This is a genomic window from Bacillus sp. A01H (assembly GCF_045277205.1).
GTDB lineage: Bacteria > Bacillota > Bacilli > Bacillales > Bacillaceae_G > Bacillus_A > Bacillus_A paranthracis.
Genome location: NZ_CP117702.1, coordinates 4,401,019 through 4,422,498, shown reverse-complemented (window position 1 = coordinate 4,422,498; position 21,480 = coordinate 4,401,019). Strand labels below are relative to the sequence as shown.

General features: G+C 35.4%; 19 protein-coding genes and 1 pseudogene. 14 read left to right on the top strand and 6 right to left on the bottom strand.

All coding sequences use genetic code 11. The annotated features are described in order from the left end of the window. Window positions 1-64 precede the first annotated feature (64 nt). The 6 genes from PSR14_RS23380 to pheA all read left to right on the top strand — a co-directional run bounded on the left by PSR14_RS23380 (window position 65) and on the right by pheA (window position 7,522). Entirely contained in the window at window positions 65-772 is a 708-nt protein-coding gene (locus PSR14_RS23380; RefSeq protein ID WP_000276718.1) for a response regulator transcription factor, read from the top strand. Beyond that, entirely contained in the window at window positions 762-1,844 is a 1,083-nt protein-coding gene (locus tag PSR14_RS23375; RefSeq protein ID WP_000864967.1) for a HAMP domain-containing histidine kinase, read from the top strand. The genes PSR14_RS23380 and PSR14_RS23375 overlap by 11 nt, the downstream gene beginning before the upstream one ends. 93 nt (window positions 1,845-1,937) lie before the next feature. Next, window positions 1,938-2,714, top strand: a complete 777-nt coding sequence (locus PSR14_RS23370; RefSeq protein WP_000114533.1) for an ABC transporter ATP-binding protein — start codon at window positions 1,938-1,940, stop codon at window positions 2,712-2,714. Beyond that, the gene (locus PSR14_RS23365; protein ID WP_001011383.1) at window positions 2,689-4,611 is read left to right on the top strand and encodes an ABC transporter permease; all 1,923 of its coding nucleotides are present in this window, start codon (window positions 2,689-2,691) and stop codon (window positions 4,609-4,611) included. The genes PSR14_RS23370 and PSR14_RS23365 overlap by 26 nt, the downstream gene beginning before the upstream one ends. Window positions 4,612-4,660: 49 nt before the next feature. Continuing rightward, the gene (locus PSR14_RS23360; RefSeq protein WP_095843161.1) at window positions 4,661-6,574 is read left to right on the top strand and encodes an ABC transporter permease; all 1,914 of its coding nucleotides are present in this window, start codon (window positions 4,661-4,663) and stop codon (window positions 6,572-6,574) included. Between the two features lie 96 nt (window positions 6,575-6,670). After that, a complete protein-coding gene (gene pheA, locus PSR14_RS23355; protein ID WP_061132109.1) occupies window positions 6,671-7,522 on the top strand; it encodes a prephenate dehydratase in 852 nt (283 codons plus the stop codon). Between the two features lie 63 nt (window positions 7,523-7,585). On the opposite strand, the gene PSR14_RS23350 is transcribed toward pheA, so the two are convergent. The 3 genes from PSR14_RS23350 to PSR14_RS23340 all read right to left on the bottom strand — a co-directional run bounded on the left by PSR14_RS23350 (window position 7,586) and on the right by PSR14_RS23340 (window position 9,997). Beyond that, entirely contained in the window at window positions 7,586-8,233 is a 648-nt protein-coding gene (locus PSR14_RS23350; RefSeq protein WP_061132110.1) for an MOSC domain-containing protein, read from the bottom strand. Window positions 8,234-8,312: 79 nt separating this feature from the next. Then, entirely contained in the window at window positions 8,313-8,855 is a 543-nt protein-coding gene (locus tag PSR14_RS23345) for a transcription repressor NadR (RefSeq protein ID WP_000812272.1), read from the bottom strand. After that, window positions 8,855-9,997, bottom strand: a complete 1,143-nt coding sequence (locus PSR14_RS23340) for an IscS subfamily cysteine desulfurase (protein WP_000973747.1) — start codon at window positions 9,995-9,997, stop codon at window positions 8,855-8,857. Before PSR14_RS23340 ends, PSR14_RS23345 begins: the two co-directional genes overlap by 1 nt. Before the next feature lie 153 nt (window positions 9,998-10,150). Here PSR14_RS23340 and nadB point away from each other — a divergent pair, with 153 nt between their 5' ends. The 5 genes and pseudogenes from nadB to PSR14_RS23315 all read left to right on the top strand — a co-directional run bounded on the left by nadB (window position 10,151) and on the right by PSR14_RS23315 (window position 16,528). After that, window positions 10,151-11,680 carry an L-aspartate oxidase gene (gene nadB / locus PSR14_RS23335; RefSeq protein ID WP_001138560.1) on the top strand — a complete coding sequence of 510 codons (1,530 nt, stop codon included), beginning with the start codon at window positions 10,151-10,153 and terminating at the stop codon, window positions 11,678-11,680. A gap of 19 nt (window positions 11,681-11,699) precedes the next feature. Beyond that, the gene (gene nadC / locus PSR14_RS23330; protein WP_001092219.1) at window positions 11,700-12,533 is read left to right on the top strand and encodes a carboxylating nicotinate-nucleotide diphosphorylase; all 834 of its coding nucleotides are present in this window, start codon (window positions 11,700-11,702) and stop codon (window positions 12,531-12,533) included. Window positions 12,534-12,563: 30 nt separating this feature from the next. Continuing rightward, complete coding sequence (gene nadA / locus PSR14_RS23325; RefSeq protein WP_000025314.1) at window positions 12,564-13,670, top strand: quinolinate synthase NadA; 1,107 nt, start codon at window positions 12,564-12,566, stop codon at window positions 13,668-13,670. 225 nt (window positions 13,671-13,895) lie between these two features. Then, a pseudogene (safA, locus tag PSR14_RS23320) lies at window positions 13,896-14,052 on the top strand (SafA/ExsA family spore coat assembly protein); the annotation flags it as partial. A 1,834-nt stretch (window positions 14,053-15,886) separates the two neighbouring features. Next, window positions 15,887-16,528, top strand: coding sequence for a YhcN/YlaJ family sporulation lipoprotein (locus PSR14_RS23315; RefSeq protein WP_001093544.1), 642 nt, complete (start codon window positions 15,887-15,889; stop codon window positions 16,526-16,528). A 32-nt stretch (window positions 16,529-16,560) separates the two neighbouring features. On the opposite strand, the gene PSR14_RS23310 is transcribed toward PSR14_RS23315, so the two are convergent. Further along, window positions 16,561-16,995 carry a hypothetical protein gene (locus PSR14_RS23310; RefSeq protein WP_000721230.1) on the bottom strand — a complete coding sequence of 145 codons (435 nt, stop codon included), beginning with the start codon at window positions 16,993-16,995 and terminating at the stop codon, window positions 16,561-16,563. Window positions 16,996-17,439: 444 nt separating this feature from the next. Here PSR14_RS23310 and PSR14_RS23305 point away from each other — a divergent pair, with 444 nt between their 5' ends. Further along, window positions 17,440-17,760: a helix-turn-helix transcriptional regulator gene (locus PSR14_RS23305; RefSeq protein WP_000426918.1), complete on the top strand. Its 321-nt coding sequence runs from the start codon at window positions 17,440-17,442 to the stop codon at window positions 17,758-17,760. Window positions 17,761-17,827: 67 nt separating this feature from the next. Continuing rightward, on the top strand, window positions 17,828-18,757 hold the full coding sequence (locus tag PSR14_RS23300; RefSeq protein ID WP_000723576.1) for a DMT family transporter: 930 nt from the start codon (window positions 17,828-17,830) through the stop codon (window positions 18,755-18,757). Window positions 18,758-19,055: 298 nt separating this feature from the next. Here the strand turns inward: PSR14_RS23300 and PSR14_RS23295 are convergent, their stop codons facing one another. Further along, entirely contained in the window at window positions 19,056-19,394 is a 339-nt protein-coding gene (locus tag PSR14_RS23295) for a phosphoglycerate mutase (RefSeq protein WP_098487659.1), read from the bottom strand. 4 nt (window positions 19,395-19,398) lie between these two features. Continuing rightward, entirely contained in the window at window positions 19,399-19,596 is a 198-nt protein-coding gene (locus PSR14_RS23290) for a helix-turn-helix transcriptional regulator (RefSeq protein ID WP_098487660.1), read from the bottom strand. 189 nt (window positions 19,597-19,785) lie between these two features. Here PSR14_RS23290 and PSR14_RS23285 point away from each other — a divergent pair, with 189 nt between their 5' ends. After that, the gene (locus PSR14_RS23285; RefSeq protein ID WP_098487661.1) at window positions 19,786-21,222 is read left to right on the top strand and encodes an IS4 family transposase; all 1,437 of its coding nucleotides are present in this window, start codon (window positions 19,786-19,788) and stop codon (window positions 21,220-21,222) included. Window positions 21,223-21,480 lie beyond the last annotated feature (258 nt).

The window sequence follows — 21,480 nt, the reverse complement described above, 5'->3', positions numbered from 1 at the left end:
ATTTTCAATTTATAATAGAAAAAGAAGTGGTTTTATAAGAACTTTTTATGGGGAGAAAGTGAACATGTATAAAATATTAATTGTAGAAGACGATGAAAAAATCGCGGGGATATTAGAGGAGCATTTAGAAAGGTATGGCTATCAGTCATTTCGAGCAAGTGATTTACGACATATAAAAGATGAGTTTGTAAAAGTAAATCCACATCTCGTGTTACTTGATATTAATTTACCGTATTTTGATGGTTTCTATTGGTGTCGTCAAATCCGCACTGTATCGAATGCACCAATTATTTTTGTTTCTGCAAGAACGGGGGAAATGGATCAAGTAATGGCAATTGAAAATGGCGGAGATGATTACATTACGAAGCCATTCCATTTAGACATTGTAATGGCTAAGGTAAAAAGTGCACTTCGTCGTGGGTATGGTGAATATGCTTCCACGGCAGAAAGCGATTGTTTAGGTGTAAATGGACTGTTGTTATTCCCATCTCAGCACGTTGTTGAGTGGCAAGGGCAACAAACAGAACTGACAAAAAATGAATTTTACTTATTAGAGTGTTTAATGAAACAAGCAGATCAATATGTAACGCGCGAAGAATTGTTAGAAGCCCTCTGGGATGAGGTAGCTTTTGTTGATGATAATACATTAACCGTAAATGTAAAACGTGTAAGAAAGAAACTAGAGGAGCTAGGCATTAAAAATGCAATTGTAACGAAACGTGGATACGGTTATGCGCTTCTTACAGAGTGGGGAGAAGGCCATGAAGGTTAAAGATTACCTCATGGACCGCTTTTCTTTAATTCTTTCTTACATTGTTAGCCTCTGTTTATTTGGGCTCGTTTTGCAGTTGCAAAGTCTTTTAGAAAAGCGATCTATTGATTGGAATACGTGGTTATACGGACTTTTATTAGGGACAGTTGTTTTTACTGTATATCTCATTTACGATTACCGAAAACGGAGTGTGTTTTTAAAGAGGATTGAAAAGTATGTTACTGGCGGAAATACATTACATGATTCCTTACTTATTGATACTTCTTATACGGCAGAGCAAGAGATGGTCGTTGAATCGTTTACGCTATTAAGACAGCAATATATGAATGAAGTTCATAAACAACATGCAAAAGAACAACAGCAAATGATATTTATGAACCAATGGATTCATCAAATGAAAACACCGGTATCTGTTATTGAGTTACTATTACAGAAGTTTGGTAAAGAGCATCGTGAAGCAAGGGCAACAGTTGAAAGTATTCGTGAAGAAAATAATCGCATACTAAATGGTTTAGATTTAGCGTTACATATGGCAAGGTTAGAGCAGTTTGCGAAAGATTATAAAGTAGAAGTAGTAAATGTGATAGATATTATTAGAGGTATTATTAATGAAAATAGAAAGTCCTTCATTCAATCGTCTGTATTTCCGAAAGTGATGTTTGAGGAAGATACTTGTATGGTTGCCTCTGATAGAAAATGGCTCAGTATTGCTATAGGACAAATTGTTGTAAATGCAATTAAGTATACAAAAATTTCGGAAGCAGAGAAAAAGGAAATTCAATTTCAAATTGAAGAGAAAGATCAAAAGGTGTTATTACATATTAAGGACAATGGAATCGGTATTCCAGAGCAAGATGTAAAGCGTATATTTGATCCATTCTTTACAGGGGTAAATGGCCGGAAAACGAGAGAAGCGACTGGAATGGGTTTATATATTACGAAGGAAATTTGTGATAATTTACATCACGGTATGTATGTGCAATCGGCTGAAGGGGAAGGGACAACATTCACGTTCCAATTTGCAAAAGATGAAGAATATCATACATTAATGAGAAAAATGACAAAACTGTAAGATAACAAAACGTTTTGTAAGGGAAATCACTCGTTTCTTTTTCTTATTTTTCTTATAGTAAATGTAAGAAGAAAACACATAGGGGGATTAGAAATGAGTGTTCTTGAAGTAAAAGGATTAACGAAGGTGTACCAATCGAAAGGTTCAGTAGCAACGACTGCTTTAAATGATATAAATTTTAAAATAGAAGAAGGCGAATTTGTAGGGATTATGGGTCCTTCAGGGAGCGGAAAAACAACGCTTTTAAATTTATTAGCAACAATTGATAAGCAAACTTCAGGTCATGTGCTTGTAAATGGGGAAGAAATTAATCAAATGCGTGCTGCAAAATTAGCGGAGTTTCGCCGTACACATTTGGGATTCATTTTCCAAGATTTTAACTTACTTGATACGTTATCGATTAAAGAAAATATCATTTTACCACTTGTAATGGCGAAGAAATCTGTAAATGAAATCGATGCAAAAGTGCTTGAGATTGCAAAGTTTTTAAATATCGAGGGCATTTTAAATAAAAAGGTATATGAAGTATCAGGTGGCCAACAACAACGTGCAGCAGCTGCGAGAGCGATCATTCATGAACCGACGCTAATTTTAGCAGATGAGCCAACAGGAAATTTAGATTCTAAGTCGGCAAAATCATTAATGAGCGCGTTGCAAGACTTACATGAACAAAAGAAAGTGACAATTGCAATGGTAACGCATGATCCAGTAGCGGCGAGTTATTGCGAACGTATTCTTTTCATACGTGATGGAGAGATTTTCTCAGAAATACATAAGGGAAGAACGAAACAAGCCTTTTTCCAAGAAATTCTGGACGTACTTGCGATGCTAGGAGGGGAATATCATGAACTTTCGCCAGCTCGCGCTTAATAATGTAAAAGGAAATTGGCGTAATTATAAAGCGTTTCTTATAAGTAGTTGTTTATCGATAGTCGTATTTTTCATGTATGCTTCCTTCATTTATCATCCAGATGTTGTAGGCGGTAATATTAGTATGAGGGAGATGATTTCAAAAGGGTTAGAATCGATGAATTATATTGTCGTCATCTTCTCGGCACTCTTTATTTTATATGCAAATTCAACGTTTTTACGAGCAAGAAAAAAAGAGTTTGGTCTACTAACATTAATAGGCGGAACGAAATCGCAGCTCGGCCGAATGATTATATTAGAGCAACTGATGTTAGGTAGTATTGCAATTGTAGTTGGTATTGGGGTCGGAATGCTTTGCTCAAAACTATTTTTCCAAGCACTGAGTGTATTACTAAAAATTGATAAAACACTACCGCTCGTATGGAATAGTAAAGCAGTTCTTATTACAGCTGGTGTGTACTTTATTCTCTTTTTAATCCTATCATTGTTTAGTGTTTGGACAGTAGGGCGCTTGCAAATTATTGATTTATTAAGAGAAGCAAGAAAACAAAAAGTAGAGCCTTTTGCATTTACATGGTTATGCATAGTTGGTATAGGATGTATTATTGCTGCATATGTTCTTTGTTTCCAAGTAACCATTATGAATTTTATTATATATTTCTTACCAATTGTAGGATTGACCATTGGCGGAACGTATTTACTATTTACACAAGGAAGTACAGTTGTATTAAAAGCATTGCAAAAACGAAAACAATCTTTTTATACATACCCAAATATGTTCGTACTTAGCAATCTTATTTATAAAATGAAGGATAATGCTCGTTTTTTATTTGTAATTTCTATCATTACGGCGGTAGTATCTTCAGCAGTAGGTACACTGTACGTATATTTTGAAAATATGAGTGCGAAAACGATAGAGCTTACGCCACATGCTATTTCATATGAGGAAAAGGGATTAAATACGCATAGCCTTATTAATGAAGAAAAAGTACAAGAGATTGTAAAAAGAAATGGGTTTGAAGATGCACGAAAAGTAACCTATGTAAAACTACCTGCAACACAGAAAATAATGTTGTTTAACAGTGAACGTGAAGTACCAATGGCGATTATTTCAGAAAAAGAATATAACGCGGAAGTGCGTAAACAAAAGAAAGAGCAAATTACAGAGGTTCATAATGCACCAGGTAGCGCGACGATGGTTATGGTTGATGCAGCAAATGAACTTATGAAAATAGATCGTACGAAACCGTATGAATTTAAGATTAACGGACAAAAGCAGTCTGTTCAATTAAACGAGCCAACGTCATATTCTGTTTTTAACGATAGCGAATATCTTATTGTGAATGATCAAGACTTTGAGAAATATGCAAAGCTTGTACCAGATGAAGAAAAGACGAAATATTATGGTTATTATATTGAAGATTGGAAAAGTACCGAAGATCTTGTGCTAGATTTGAAAAAGGAAATTGCACCAGAAAAGCAAGGGGAATTGAGAAATTCAGTGTTTGCGTATAAGGCTATAAGAGAAGGTGGTGCAATTACAATGTTCATCGGTTTCTTTGTAGCTGTACTATTCTTCTTCTTCGCTTGTAGTATGACATACTTTAAATGGTTTAACGATAAAGAACAAGATCGTATTCAATTTAAATCGTTAAAGAGAATCGGTATGACAGATAAAGAAATTCGTAAAATTGCAATTCGACAAATGGGCGTTATCTTCTTTATCCCAATTGTCATCGGCGCTATTCATAGTGGATTTGCTCTTCATACGTTAGGAAAAATGCTTTATCTCGATTTATGGAAATCAGGTGCGCTTGTAATTGGAGCATACATTTTAGCTTCTGCGATTTACTTTATGATCGCGCAAAGAGGATATTTAAAACACGTAAAAAGCTAGGGGAACCTCTAGCTTTTTGCCTATGTAGTAAGTTACAGGAGGACGATAGATGAACATTCGGCAACTAGCGCTGCAAAATATAAAAGGAAATTGGCGTAATTATAAAGTATTTTTCTTAAGTAGTTGTTTTGCGATATTTGCGTCTTTTGCATACATGTCCGTCATTGTACATCCGTATATGCAAGAGACGATGTGGTATCAAAACGTACGCTGGGGACTGATCATATGTAATGTTATTATCATTTCTTTTTTCGTCATATTTATTTTGTATTCTACTTCTATTTTCATAGAGGCACGTAAGAAAGAATTAGGATTATATATGTTAATGGGAGCAACGAAATCTAACGTAATTGGCGTAATTATGACCGAGCAAATGTTGATCGGGGTATTTGCTAATATTTTTGGTATTGGGCTTGGCATGATTTTTTTAAAGCTCTTCTTTATGGTGTTTAGTATGTTACTGGGGCTTCCGAAAGAACTCCCTGTCATATTTGACTTGAGAGCAATTGGGGGAACATTTATTGCGTATATGGTCGTATTTGTTGTCTTATCATTTATAAGTGCTTTACGTATATGGAATATAAAAATCATTCGGTTATTGAAAGAATTTCGAGCAGATAAAAAAGAGAAGAAAACATCAATGTGGCTTTGTATATTCGGATTTATTTGTTTAGGTATAGGATATGCGTTAGCGTTACAAGCGACCATACTAACGATAGCGGTCTATTTTTCCCCTGTGTCTATACTTGTCTCTTTCGGAACGTATTTTTCTTTTACACACGGCACTGCTCAAATATTAGAAATAATAAAACGAAATAAAAAGATTATGTATACATATCCGTATTTATTTATAGTGAATCAATTGTCACATCGAATGAAGGAAAATGGTCGCTTTTTCTTTATGCTTTCTATGGCAACGACATTTGTAGTTACAGCAACAGGTACGGTGTTCTTATATTTTTCTAGCATGCAAGATATGTGGCGAGATGGGGGCGCACACTCATTTTCATACATAGAAAAAGGTGTTTCTACCCATGAAGTCTTTGAGGAAGGTACGGTTGAACAATTACTGCATCAATATGGATATGATGATTTTCAATTTATGAGTTTTATTGGAGTGTATGCATCTTTTCAGACCAATAAGGGAGAAACAGAAGTAGCGCCACTCATTAAAGAAAGTGAATACAATCAGGAGGCAAGAAAACAAAAACAGAAAACGTATCATCCTAAAAAAGGAACAGTCACACTTGTTTATTATAATAAATACAATCATCCGAATGTATATGATCAAAAAGAGATTCAACTACAAGTAATGAATCAAACTTATTCCTTCGTATTTAACGGTCAAAAGGAAGGGGTTCAATTTAACTATCATCCTTCGCACATTAACGGTCTGTTCTTCGTCATGAATGATAAAGACTTTGACAGTATAGCAAATCAGGTTCCTGATTCTGAAAAAATGATATATAGAGGCTATACATTACCAAGTATCGAAAATACGAAAGAATTAAATGAAGATTTACGGAAACATATGAAACAAGATAAAGATCATGCATTTCGAAGTAATATGGAATTTTATGTAACTATGAAAAAGGGCGGCGATATTACTCTATTTGTAGGCTCATTCATTAGTATATTATTTTTCCTTACATCGTGTAGTATCGTATACTTTAAATGGTTTCATAATATTGCATCGGATCGAAAGCAGTACGGGGCGCTTTCTAAGCTTGGAATGACGAAAGAAGAAGTGTGGAAGATTTCTCGCTGGCAATTATGTATGCTATTTTTTGCGCCAATTATAGTAGGAAGTATGCATAGTGCGGTTGCGTTATATACATTTCATAATACAATCTTTATGGATGGTTCATTACGAAAAGTAGGCTTGTTTATTCTATTTTATATTGTTGCATGCATCGTTTATTTCTTTTTTGCTCAAAGAGAATATAGGAAACATTTAGACTAGCAAATGCTAGTCTTTTTTTAATATTCGAAAATTACATAGAAGAATATAAAAAAGTATGGTATAACAGTAAGAAAACGAAAAAGAGGGGAAAAGACGATGATTCGAGTAGGATATTTAGGACCAGAAGCAACATTTACAAATATGGCGGTGAGTCGTTTTTTTCCGGAAGCAGAGCATGTACCGTATCGAACGATTCCAGATTGTATGGATGCAACTGCAAATGGAAATGTAGATTATGCAGTGGTACCACTAGAAAACGCTATAGAAGGTTCAGTGAATATAACGGTTGATTATCTTGTACATGAGCAACCACTTTCTATTGTAGGAGAAATTACAGTGCCCATTCAGCAACATTTACTTGTACATCCGCAGTATGCAGAAGTGTGGGAAGAAGTATATGCAGTGCATTCTCATCCACACGCTATTGCACAATGTCATAAGTTTTTAAATGAAGAATTAAAAGGGATAACTGCTCGAGATATGACATCAACAAGTGCTGCTGCGCAATATGTGAAAGAACATCCTGAAGAAAAAATTGCTGCCATTGCAAATGAAGCAGCTGCAGAGAAATACGGATTAACGATTGTAAGGCGAAGCATTCATACACATAAAAATAATCATACACGTTTCCTAGTACTCCATAAGAAAAAGAAAGCAATACTCTCAAATAATGGAGAAAACCGCGGAGAGAAAACGACGCTTATGATAACGTTACCTGCTGATTATGCAGGGGCACTATATCAAGTGTTATCAGCTTTCGCATGGAGAAAATTAAACTTATCCAAAATCGAATCGCGCCCGATGAAAACGGGTCTTGGAAATTACTTTTTCTTGATTGATGTCGATAAAGCATATGATGATGTATTATTGCCAGGCGTAACGATGGAACTTGAAGCACTCGGTTTTTCTGTTACGGTGCTGGGGAGTTATTCTTCTTATTGGTTATAAGGGGGAGTTAGGTTATACCGTGTGATAGATCAATAAAATCCCACCTATAAATGGTGGGATTCTTTATTTTAACTTCGCAAGACGCTCTTCTAATTGACCACGCCAAACGTCAGCTAGTTCTGGAACAGCAAGAATCTTTTCGATGCCATCTCTATCTTTTCTATTATGAAAATAAATTTCGTTAGAGAACAAGACAGAAACATTGATCGGTTGACGTTTTAGTAATGTGATTTTTGAATCTTTACGTACAGTACCTTCTTGAAGAACGCGGCATAGATAGCCAGTAAATCCAGTTGCTACAATGCGCGGCAGTATGCCAGGGATGCCAAGACGTTTTGAAATCGTGCTACAAGGTACTCTTGCTTGTGTCACCTGAATGATTGCTTCACCTAATTTGTATGTATCTCCGATGCAAACATCACGCTCTAACATATTTGTTACGGTAATGTTTTCGCCAAATGCAGAAGCGGGGAGTGTTGTTTGGAATTCTTCTTCCCATAGTGCGTAATGCTCGTGTGGATACACGCAAACAGCGCGATCAGGTCCACCATGGTGTTTTAAATCAGCTACATCATCACCAAGGAAGCCATCTTTTGAGAGAAAAGCTTCTTCCGTAGAATCTTTACATATACCTGTTATCATTTCTTTATCTTCGCCATATTTCATTTGTTTCGGTTTGCCAATGCTAAAGTGAACGAGTTCAATTCTCATATTTGATCTCCTTTACAATTGATTACAATATTATAGCATTAAAAAAGCACAGAGAATTATAAAAACTCTGTGCTTTACATTAATAAACGAGAAATCCTGCTTTATCTAAAGCCTCGCAAGCAGCATCTAATTTTTCTTTTGAATCTGCCTCAATAGTATGTAAGTGAATACCGTCTGTTAATTGCGATAGATAGGAAGCATTTGTGTTTTCGATTTTTTGTAAATATTGCTCTACATCAAAGCGATTGCTTACCATGATAGATGCTGTTAAGTCACCGTATACAGGATGCTCAACTTTTACATCTTTAATTGTAACGCCGTGGTCAACAAGCATTGTAAGTTCTTGACGTACTTCTGCTGGCTTATGTTGGCATACAATTACGCGTTCGAAAGCTTGTTGTTTTTCTTGTGGTTTTAAATATAAATAGCCTTGAGCAGTCGCAATGATCGGTTCGTTTCGTGCTTTAAGCAAGGAAATATCTTGCACGATAACTTGTCTACTTACGTTTGTCTTTTTCGATAGCTCATTTCCGGATAACGGTTCATTTGCAGCGAGAAGCCACTGAAGGATAAGCTGTCGTCTTTCTTCACCTAAAATCTTTTTTTGTTCATTTTGTTTCATTATGATTTAACACCTCTATAAAATTGATTTCCAATTGTGTGTAGTGCATGAATAGTAGTATCAATTTGATCTTTCGTTGTTTGTTGTCCGAAAGAGAAGCGGACATATTGTTTTGCCTCTTCATACGTTTTTCCAATTGCAAGCATTGTTTTCGAAGGTTCTTGTTTACCAACTTGGCAAGCACTTCCGGTAGAAATGGCAATACCGCGGCGATTACATTCTAGCATTGTATATTGGCCTTCTATTCCTTTTATTGTAACCCCAATAATATGTGGTAAACAAGAAGTAGAATGACCTTCTACTTCAATTTTTAGTGGAAGTGTTCGTATTTGCTCTAAAAAGTAAGATCGTAACCCTTTAAAACGTAAACTTTCTTCTTGTTGATTTTTTAATATATTCTCAGCAGCTGTTAAAAAAGCTGCGATGCCAGGAACGTTCACTGTACCTGGACGAAATCCTTTTTCGTGAGAAGTCCCCGGAAATATTTGTGTCCAGCGAACTTGCGGATTGATATAGCAAGCGCCAACACCCTTCGGTCCGTATATCTTATGTGCTGAAACAGAAAGACTATCAATCCCCATCTCAAAAACATGGATAGGAAGTTTACCAAAGGTTTGTACACAATCTGAATGAAATAAAACGTTATATTTTTTTAAAAGTGCCCCAATCTCTGCGATATTTTGAACGGTTCCGATTTCAGAGTTTCCGTGCTGTATACTTGCTAGAACAGTATCTTCTGTAATAGCTTCTTCTAAATCTATTAAACGAATGAGTCCATTTTTATCAACAGGAATTTCAGTAATTGTATACCCTTTTGATTGTAAGGATTGAAAATAACTTCGAATGGATGCATGTTCCATAGGTGTCGTAATAATATGCTTCTTATTTTGGGCATTGAGAAGGGACTGAATCGCAAGGTAGTTCGATTCTGACCCACCGCTCGTGAAGAATATCCCTTGTTCCTTTCCGCCAATCATTTCGGCAAATGTTTTTCTACAAACTTGTAGTAAAGAAGAGGCCGTTCCTCCAATATCGTGTAAACTTTGTTCATTTCCGAAGTATTGCGATGCTGCTTTCGTATATGTTTGTAATGCTTCCGCGCTCATAGGTGTAGTAGCTGCATAATCAAGATATATCATCATGTAAGTTCCTCTCTCTAGTAAGAGTTACATTTCTTTTATTTTTTTAAATGGTAGTGAAAATAAGAATTATAAAAAAACTCTTGTCATTATTTTAAAACTATGTAAATATAGGTGTCAAGACAGTTGAAAAGTGTAAAGTAGGAGGCAACAATTATGCCAAGTGCAGATGTCTTAATTATTGGAAGTGGCGTTGCGGCACTTCGTGTTGCAAAAGAGATTTGTCACGAAAAGAATGTGATTATTATCACAAAGAAAACGAATCGTAATAATAATACATATTTAGCGCAAGGTGGAATTGCCGCAGCCGTAGCTACATATGACAATCCAAATGATCATTTTGAAGATACGTTAGTAGCAGGATGTCATTATAACAATGAAGATGCGGTTCGTTATTTAGTTGAAGAAGGGCCGAAAGAAATGAATTATCTCATTGAAAATGGAATGAAATTTGATGGAGATGAAACGGGCCCTCACCTTGGAAAAGAAGGTGCACATCGGAAGCGGCGTATTTTACATGCAGGTGGCGATGCAACAGGAAAGAATTTATTAGAGCATTTCATTCAAGAAGTAGTTCCGCATGTTACGGTAGTGGAACAGGAAATGGTGCTTGATTTTATTATAGAAAACGAAAAATGTGCTGGAGTTTTAACGCGAGATAGTGAAGGGAAGTTGAAGCGTTATGATGCAGATTATACGGTGTTAGCCTCAGGCGGGATTGGTGGTTTGTATGCTTTTACTTCTAATGACAAAACAATTACGGGTGATGGACTTGCGATGGTGTACCGCGCGGGTGGGGAGCTTGTAGATTTAGAATTTGTACAATTCCATCCAACGATGTTATATGCGGGCGGGCGATGCTGCGGTCTCGTCTCTGAAGCAGTCCGCGGTGAAGGAGCTGTCCTTATAAACGGAAAAGGGCAGCGTTTTATGATGGATATACATCCAGATCATGATCTCGCACCGCGTGATGTAGTGGCAAGAGCGATTCATGAACAGCTTTTGTCGGGTGAAAAAGTATATTTGAATATCGAGTCTATTCAAAATTTCGAAGAACGTTTTCCAACTGTATCAGCATTGTGTAAAAAGAATGGTGTTGATATTACTAAAAAACGCATTCCAGTCGTACCCGGTGCTCATTTTCATATGGGTGGCGTGAAAACAAACATTGATGGGGAGACGTCTATTCCAAATTTATATGCAGTCGGTGAAGTAGCTTGTAATGGGGTTCATGGAGCAAATAGATTAGCGAGTAATTCATTATTAGAAGGTCTTGTGTTTGGAAAAAGAATAGGACAGCATCTTTTAACGAAAGCGACAAAAGACAGATTGAACAACTTTGCTGAGAAGGAAAAGAAGTTTATCGTTCTGAATCATTTGCCGACGAAAGAAGAAATACAAGAATGCATGATGAAATATGTTGGGATTGTGCGAACAGAGCAAAGTTTATCTTATGCAAAGAGATGGCTTAGTAAGTACGGTGTTCGAAATATGATATTACAACATGATGTTCTTACAAATGAAGAGATAACGCTTATGAATATGTTAACAGTTTGTGAGCTTATCGTCGTATCAGCTTTGCAAAGAGAAGAAAGCATTGGTGGCCATTATCGAAGTGATTACCCACATAGAAATAGCGTAAACAAAGAAATCGTTCGAGTGAAAAGAAAACTACAACTTGTGTAATGAGGGGAAGAGGGGCTTTATGAATACGATAAAGGTTAAAGAAGCATTAAATCGATTTTTTCTAGAAGATATAGGAGAAAGAGATGTAACATCTCAGCTTATTTTTCCAGATAATTTACTTTCAAAAGGAACGTTTCTTGCAAAGGATACAGGAGTCTTTGCGGGACGTTTAGTCATTGAAGAAGGGTTTAAATTAATTGATGAGAGAATTAAAGTGGAGCTTCATAAAAAAGATGGAGATCTTGTAGAAAAAGGCGAAATAATTGCAACTGTCCAAGGACCAATCGCATCGTTATTAACGGCAGAGCGCGTTATATTAAACGTTATCCAGCGTATGAGTGGGATAGCGACAATGACATACGAGGCTGTTCGTGCCTTAGATAGCAGCCATACACGCATTTGTGATACGCGAAAAACGATGCCAGGGCTACGTATGTTTGATAAGTATGCAGTTGTATGCGGAGGCGGATTTAATCACCGTTTCGGCTTATATGACGGTGTCATGATCAAAGACAATCATATTGCTTTTGCTGGTTCTATTACGAAAGCTGTTACATCGGTGAAAGAAAAATTAGGACATATGGTGAAAGTAGAAGTAGAAACAGAAACTGAGGAACAAGTGAGAGAGGCTGTAGCTGCTGGTGCGGATATTATTATGTTTGATAACCGTACGCCAGATGAGATTCGAGAGTTTTCAAAGATTGTACCAAGTGCCATTGTTACAGAAGCTTCAGGAGGTATTACCATTGAAGATTTATCGAAATACGGAAAAACAGGGGTAGATTATATTTCACTTGGAGCGTTAACACATTCAGTGAAAGCACTTGATATTAGTTTCAATATTGAGGCGTAAGGAAAGTGGCTTAGAGGGGGAGAAAGAAATATGAGTATTTTAGAAAAAGTACAACCGATTGAAACGATGTTACCAGAGCGTTATTACACGATGTCAACAGAAAATATGGAAAAGCGGGTTCGTGAAATTAAAGAAAAAATGGGGGAAACGCTATTTATTCCAGGACATCATTACCAAAAAGATGAAGTGGTACAATTTTCTGATGCAGCAGGAGATTCACTTCAGCTTGCGCAAGTTGCAGCGAGCAATAAAGAGGCGAAATATATTGTATTTTGCGGTGTACACTTTATGGCAGAAACAGCAGATATGTTAACGACAGATGATCAAATTGTTATTTTGCCAGATATGCGTGCAGGGTGTTCGATGGCAGATATGGCAGATATTGAACAAACAGAAAGAGCGTGGAAAGAGCTCACAAAATTATTTGGAGATACGATGATTCCGTTAACGTATGTAAACTCTACGGCTGCAATTAAAGCGTTTTGTGGTCGTAATGGCGGAGCAACAGTAACTTCTTCTAATGCAAAACAAATGGTATCATGGGCTTTTACGCAAAAAGAGCGTCTCGTTTTTTTACCGGATCAACATTTAGGAAGAAATACAGCGTACGATTTAGGTATCCCGTTAGATAAAATGGCAGTATGGGATCCACATACTGATTCATTAGAGTACGATGGAGATATAGAAGAAATCCAAGTGATTTTATGGAAAGGACATTGTTCTGTTCATCAAAACTTTACAGTGAAAAACATTGAGAACGTACGGAAAAATCATCCGGACATGAATATTATTGTACATCCGGAATGTTGCTACGAAGTTGTAGCTGCTTCGGATTATGCAGGTTCAACGAAATACATTATTGATATGATTGAAGCGGCTCCATCCGGAAGTAAATGGGCGATTGGTACAGAAATGAATTTAGTGAACCGAATTATTCAACAACATCCAGATAAAGAAATTGTTTCACTTAACCCCTTTATGTGTCCGTGTTTAACGATGAACCGAATTGATTTGCCGCACTTATTATGGGCACTTGAAACGATAGAAAAAGGAGAAGAAATTAACGTCATTAGCGTAGATAAACAAGTAACTGAAGAAGCGGTTCTTGCATTAAATCGTATGTTAGAGCGTGTGTAAAGCAGCGGATTCCCGTTGCTTTTTTTCGTACATATAATCATAACGAGAACAAAATGGGCATACATTGTTTTGAAGAAATCATTGCGATTATCTTATACTTATTCCGCTTCTAATGATATCGAAAATCGAAGAAGTGATACAAGTGAAAAGAGGTTAACGTTATTTAGAAAGGGTTACTTCATGAGATTTGTTACTTATAGATAAGTTATACAGGAGGGGGAAAATTTGAAAATTCATATCGTGCAAAAAGGGGATACCCTTTGGAAAATTGCGAAAAAGTACGGAGTGGATTTTGATACGTTGAAAAAAACAAATAGACAACTTAGCAATCCAGATTTAATTATGCCAGGTATGAAAATTAAAGTACCATCAAACAGTGTACACGTAAAACAGCATGCTGGAGCAGGTTCAGCACCTCCAAAACAATATGTAAAAGAAGTGCAACAAAAAGAATTTGCAGCAACGCCAACGCCGCTTGGAATAGAAGACGAGGAAGAAGTTACGTATCAATCAGCACCAATTACACAAGAGCCTGCCATGCAACAAACACAAAAAGAAGTGCAAGTAAAACCACAGAAGGAAATGCAAGTGAAACCACAAAAAGAAGTACAGGTAAAACCACAGAAGGAAATACAAGTGAAGCCACAAAAGGAAATACAGGTGAAACCGCAAAAAGAGGTGCAAAAAGAACAGCCAATTCAAAAAGAAAAACCAGTTGAAAAACCGTCAGTGATTCAAAAACCACCTGTTATAGAAAAACAAAAACCAGCGGAAAAAGAAAATACGAAGTTTTCGGTAAATGTGTTACCGCAGCCGCCGCAACCACCAATAAAAACGAAAAAAGAATATAAAATTTCAGATGTAATTAAAAAAGGAAGCGAGTTAATTGCTCCTCAAATTACTAAAATGAAACCTAATAACATCATTTCTCCGCAAACGAAAAAAGACAATATAATATCACCGCAAGTAAAGAAAGAAAATGTAGGGAATATCGTATCACCACAAGTGAAGAAAGAAAACGTAGGGAATATCGTATCACCACAAGTGAAGAAAGGAAACGTAGGAAATATAGTATCACCGCAAGTGAAGAAAGAAAACGTAGGAAATATAGTATCACCGCAAGTGAAGAAAGAAAACGTAGGAAATATAGTATCACCGCAAGTAAAAAAAGAAAACGTAGGAAACATAGTATCACCGCAAGTAAAGAAAGAAAATGTAGGAAACATAGTGTCGCCAAATGTATCGAAAGAAAATGTAGTGATTCCACAAGTAATACCACCAAATATTCAAGTGCCAAATATAATGCCAATTATGGATAACAATCAGCCACCAAACATCATGCCAATCATGGATAATAATCAGCCACCAAACATGATGCCGATCATGGATAACAATCAACCACCAAACATGATGCCGATCATGGATAACAATCAACCACCAAACATCATGCCAATCATGGATAACAATCAACCGCCAAATATAATGCCAATTATGGATAACAATCAACCGCCAAATATAATGCCAATTATGGATAATAATCAAATGCCAAATATGATGCCGATAATGGATAACAACCAAATGCCGAATATGATGCCAATTATGGATAACAATCAAATGCCAAATATGATGCCAATCATGGATAACAATCAACCACCGAATATGATGCCATATCAAATGCCGTACCAACAGCCTATGATGCCGCCGAATCCGTATTATCAACAACAAAATCCATATCAAATGCCATATCAGCAAGGAGCACCGTTTGGACCGCAATATACGTCTATGCCAAATCCAAATATGATGCCGATAGATAATAATATGCCGCCGCTCGTGCAAGGAGAGGAAGATTGTGGATGCGGAGGAGAGAGTAGGCTATATAGTCCGCAACCTGGAGGGCCACAATACGCGAATCCTTTATATTATCAACCAACTCAATCCGCATATGCACCACAGCCAGGAACGATGTATTATCAACCAGATCCACCAAATGTATTTGGGGAGCCAGTTTCAGAAGAAGAGGATGAAGAAGAAGTTTAAAAAAGGTGGGATGATTCCCACCTTTTTTGTATGTAGATTCGTTCTGGAAACGGAAGATTTACACCAAATGTTAGAAAATCCCCAGTGAAATATTAACAGTGTAAAAACCTTCTCTGTTACTCATCATAAGAGGGAGCTTTTCAGAAGAGAAGTTCATTCTAACAGAGGGGGTTTTTGTATTGAATACGAAAGTAAAAGTGATTGCTGCTTCTTTGTTAGTTACTAGTGCATTAGCTGCATGTGGTACACCAAAAAACAATGCAATGGATGGACGTAACTACAATTATGAGCGTACATCTTATAATGATACACATCAGTATCGTGATAATGTGACGCGTAACGATCGTTATACAGACTATGTAACATATAGAAATGGTCGTAACGATACAGGATACAACTATTACCGTGATGTAAATTATAACGGTCAAATTGCTAATCCGCATCCAACACGTAATATTACAATGAACAATTCATACATTAACAATGATGGTAAAACTGCAGAAAGAATTACAAATCGTGTGAAACGTATGAATAACGTAGACCGCGTATCTACAGTTGTATATGGAAACGATGTGGCGATTGCGGTAAAACCACGTAACACAGTAACAAATGAAACGGCAATGGCGAACGAAATTCGTCAAGCGGTTTCAAATGAAGTTGGAAACAGAAACGTATATGTATCTGTAAGAAATGACATGTTTACTCGTGTCGATGCAATGAGTACACGCTTGCGTAACGGTACAGTTACAAACGATTTTAATCGTGACATAGTGAATATGTTCCGAGACATTCGTTACGGTTTAACTGGTACAGTGCGATAGCAAAATAAAAGAGGAAGGGTAGCCCTTCCTCTTTATTCATCGTTGTCTTGTAAACGACGCTTTTTTATAAAATAACTAACGGAGTAAGATACTAAAAAGCATATGAAGAGAATGCTGCCTGTTAAAATAGCTTCAAAGAGAGGTCTTTCTGGACTGAAAATAATATAAATAATAGCCATAATAATTCCAACGATAAGGGAGCGAAAGACAAGTTTATAGTAAGGAGTTAATTGGATGTCCTTTTTGCTTTCTTCTACATCAATTGAAACGCTTAACTGTAAATAACTAAGCACAATACTCGTAAGAATAAATAATAGCCATAATGGAGATTTTGTAATTTGATCTAGTCCTTCAGTGAATCCGATATATCCTAAAATTCCAATTATACCAAGTGATTGAAAAAGAAAGGCAATACGTATATTTTTTAATGTTTGCAGAATGAGACGTTCATCTTTTATTTTTTTCACAATATCCATCTCCTGTTTATGATGATTTCGCTGTTATATTAATTGTAACATATATATTACATTTATCAATTTATAATTTACGTATAATTTGTTTGGATGAAAGAGGAAATAAAATATTTTTATAAACATGTTGCACTTATACTTTATTAATGTTATATTAGCAAAGCGATGAGCTAATTTACGTAAGACGAGAGATATGCTTAAGTGCTAAACACGCGAATGTGGTCGCCTGGTCTCTCGCCGTAAACGCATCAAGACGCCTGCTTTGCAGGCGTCTTTCATTTTGTATGAATGTAAAGGGAAGAATGGAGAAATCCAATCTTCCTTTTTTTATCGAAAAAGAGTCTGAAAATAAAGTTATTTACAACTGCGAATGAAAGAGTTACTATTTAATGGTAATATATTACATGTTTTTTATATATAAAAGGTTGGGATGAATAGGATATGGAGAATTTTGAATGTAGAAATACAGAAGTTGTATTAGAGAAATTTCAGGTCGTAACACCTATATTTCAGGCGTTGGGGGATGAGAATCGTCAGCAAATTATTATGCTATTGTTAGAAAACAAACAGATGAATGTAACGCAAATAACAGATAAAATGGGGATTTCTAGACCAGCTGTTTCACACCATTTAAAAATTTTAAAACAAGCAGAACTAATTGTAGCGGATCGACATGGAAAAGAAATTTTTTATTCTATAATAGCCGGAGAATTTTTAAAACAGGTGAAGGATTTACTTCAAGCAATAGAATCGAATTATTAATTTTTTTTAACTAATAAGTAAACAAGTTTAAACTTTTGAACTTGTTTACTTGAAAGGGGTAATAAAAATGAAAAAAATAAATCGTATGTATGTCATTATGTTACTTGTTCCTTTATTTTGGGGTGGCTCTTTTGCAACAGCAGAGCATGTTATTACTGAAATTCCACCGATTACAGCGGCAACAATTCGTTTTGGTTTAGCGGGTTGTATTTTAATAGGCATAGTTTTTATGAAATCTGAGTGGAATACAAGTTTGTTATTAAAGAATTGGAAAGGGCTGTTATTTGTATCATTAACAGGTATTTTTGGCTACAATGTTTTTTTCTTTATGGGACTTAACTATACTTCCACTTTGAATGGCTCGCTTATTATTGCTACAATGCCCGTTTTTGTAACCTTAGGAGCAATATTATTTTTTAAAGAGTCTTGGAGTATAAAAGTCGGAATAAGTTTAATGTTGTCTCTTATCGGTGTAATAGTTGTTATTACGAGCGGTTCAATAAATACACTTATGTCTTTGTCATTTAATAAGGGCGATCTTTTATTTATAGCTGCTTTAATCTGTGGGGTGTTATATAGCTTAACAGGAAAAAAAGTTATGAGTGGTGTCTCCCCTTTATTAACTACAATGAGTATGACGGTATTGGGTACTGGGTTTTTAGCAGGCCTTTCTTTATATGAAGATGGATGGGGAAAGGTTGGGACGTTTTCTTTACAGGGATGGATAGAAATGTTGTATATGGTCATATGCGGGACGTTAATTGGATATATCGTGTTTAATAAAGGAGTAGAAGAGTTAGGTGCAAGCAAAGCGAGTATGTATTTAAATCTAACTCCTATTGTAGCTACTTGTATATCAGTTGTCCTATATGGAGCAGCTGTTACGTGGCAACAGATAGTTGGAATGGCAATCGTATTAATTGGAGTCTATATAGCGACGGTACAATCCAATAAAGATATAAAAAAGCTTTCAAGTAATCAATATGTTTCGAAATAGGTAGAAATCATTGGACTCTATAAGTCTTAATGAGAGTAATCTATGAATTAGGGATAAAACCCCATGCCCATCAACTTAAGACATTTTAGTACCCCAAAGTACAAAAAAATGGTTATTCTTTCTAAAATAAACGAGAAAAATCAGAAAGAACAACCGTTTTTTTGTTGATTTAAAATAAAGATTAATGACAAAAGAATTTGAATAGTGATTTGTCTATCTATACATAAATAAAACGTTTAGAACAAAGATCGTTCAAGTTCAAACAAATTAAAATCTTGATAAATTATCTAAATAACAACTAAGCACTCATTTTCCTTCTATAATAAACATAAAAAATTCCATACATTAGTAGAAGAATAAGTAAAACTTGTATTTCAACATTTTCTTGTAAAATAGTAGCTATTGGCTCTGGAAGATAAGGTGATTTTTGAGCACCGCCTAGACCTAATGCTTTATTGAAAATACCAATTATACAAAAGAAAAAGACACCTGACCAACTTGCTATAATTGCTTTATGTTTAATGTCTTTATCTCTTTCATCATCTTTAATCCAAGGAGCTGATCCTTTATCACTTGTAAAAAATCTATTAATATAAGCCCACAATATAGCCCCCACAAAATATACTAAATAATTCATAATTCTATACTCCTTTCTTTAAAAAAAGTTCATCTACTGTTGTATTCAATACTTCTGAAAGACTAAAAGCTAATTTTAATGTGGGATCGTACTTATTATTTTCAATTGCATTGATTGTTTGTCTACTAACCCCACATTTATTAGCCAAATGTTCTTGCGACAACCCTTTTTTCTCTCTCAAATCCTTTATAATATTTTTCATATCACTTCTCCATCTTTTATAATCAAAATGTCAAAAGTTTTTTACATACTAATTGTAAAAAATCTTAATCGGATTGTCAAATACTTTTGACATGATACATTACTATTAACTTAAGATGAATTTATACCCATAATTCATAGAAAGCGTTATTCTTTTTGTAGAAATTTACAAAAAGGATGGTGTTTTTGTATGAATCTATCGATTCAAGATGAACTACAATTATTTGCTGAAGAATTATATGAACATCTTACTCCTTCATTTTTAGAAAAGCTTGCTAGAGAACTAGGTGTTGTACAACGAAAACGTAAGTTTTCAGGGCATGATTTAGCTACTATCTGTGTTTGGATTAGTCAACGGGTAGCGAGTGATTCTCTAGTACGACTATGTAGTCAACTTCATGCTGTTACAGGAACAATCATGAGTCCAGAAGGACTCAATAAACGTTTCAATAAAAAAGCTGTTTGCTTTTTAAAACACATTTTCTCTACATTACTAAAAAGTAAAATTTGTGAAACAACAGCGATTCCAAGCTCTTCCATCGCTTATTTTCAACGAATTCGTATTTTAGATGCAACGATTTTCCAGGTGCCAAAGCATTTAGCTAGTGTGTATCCTGGATCAGGTGGTTGTGCTCAAACAGCGGGTATAAAAATCCAGCTAGAATACGATTTACATAGTGGCCAGTTTTTAAATTTCCAAGTGGAACCAGGGAAGAATAATGATAAAACCTTTGGAACAGAATGTTTAGCAACATTACGTCCTGGTGATCTATGTATTCGGGATTTAGGCTATTATTCACTGGATGATTTAGATCAAATGGACCAACGTGGCGTGTATTATATATCACGGCTCAAATTAAACAATAGGGTATATATAAAAAATGAATTTCCTGAATACTTTCGAAATGGGACAGTAAAAAAACAGTCTCAGTATATCAAAGTTGATTTAGAACACATTATGAATACTTTAAAGCCAGGGCAAGTCTATGAAATAAAAGATGCTTATATTGGAAATGATAAAAAACTATTTACTAGGGTGATTATGTATCGATTAACAAGAAAACAACTTCGTGAACGCATGAAAAAACAAGTGTATACAGAAAGTAAAAAGGGAATAACTTATTCAGAAAAAAGCAAACGATTAACTGGCATGAACCTGTATGTTACCAATACACCATGGGAGATTGTTCCGATGGAACAAATACATGATTTTTACTCTCTCCGCTGGCAAATAGAAATTATCTTTAAAACTTGGAAATCTCTATTTCAAATTCATCATTGGAAAAATATCAAACAAGAGCGATTAGAATGTCATGTTTATGGAAAGCTTATTGTTATTTTTCTATGTTCTTCTACTATGTTTAAGATGCGACAATTAATTTTGCTAAAGAAGAAACAAGAATTAAGTGAATATAAAGCAATTGGAATGATTCAAGACCATTTACACATTTTATATCAATCCATACAGCAAAACACCCAAGAAATAACAAAGATCCTAATCCGCTTGTTCAACTTCCTACAGAAGAATGCACGGAAATCTCATCGATATGAGAAGAAAACAGTCTTTGATATTTTGGGTGTTGTCTATGAGTATAATGGATTGAGAAAGCAAAAGAGAGCTGCATAATTTTTGAAAGTAAACCTATTGAGGCTTATTTGGCATGCGTATTTTCAAGGGTATAAAATATTTTAAGCGTTTTTTAATTCATATGAACGAAAGTTCCTTTGATTTCTCTTCTAAAGTTGATGGGCATGGGGTAGTGATAGGGTTCTTGCTATGAACCGCAAAGTAAATGAATAAAGCACTAAGATTAGTTACCAAAAACCATAATTTTTGTAACTTGTTCAATCTTTATTAAGGTGCTTGGTTTAAATAGGATAAGAT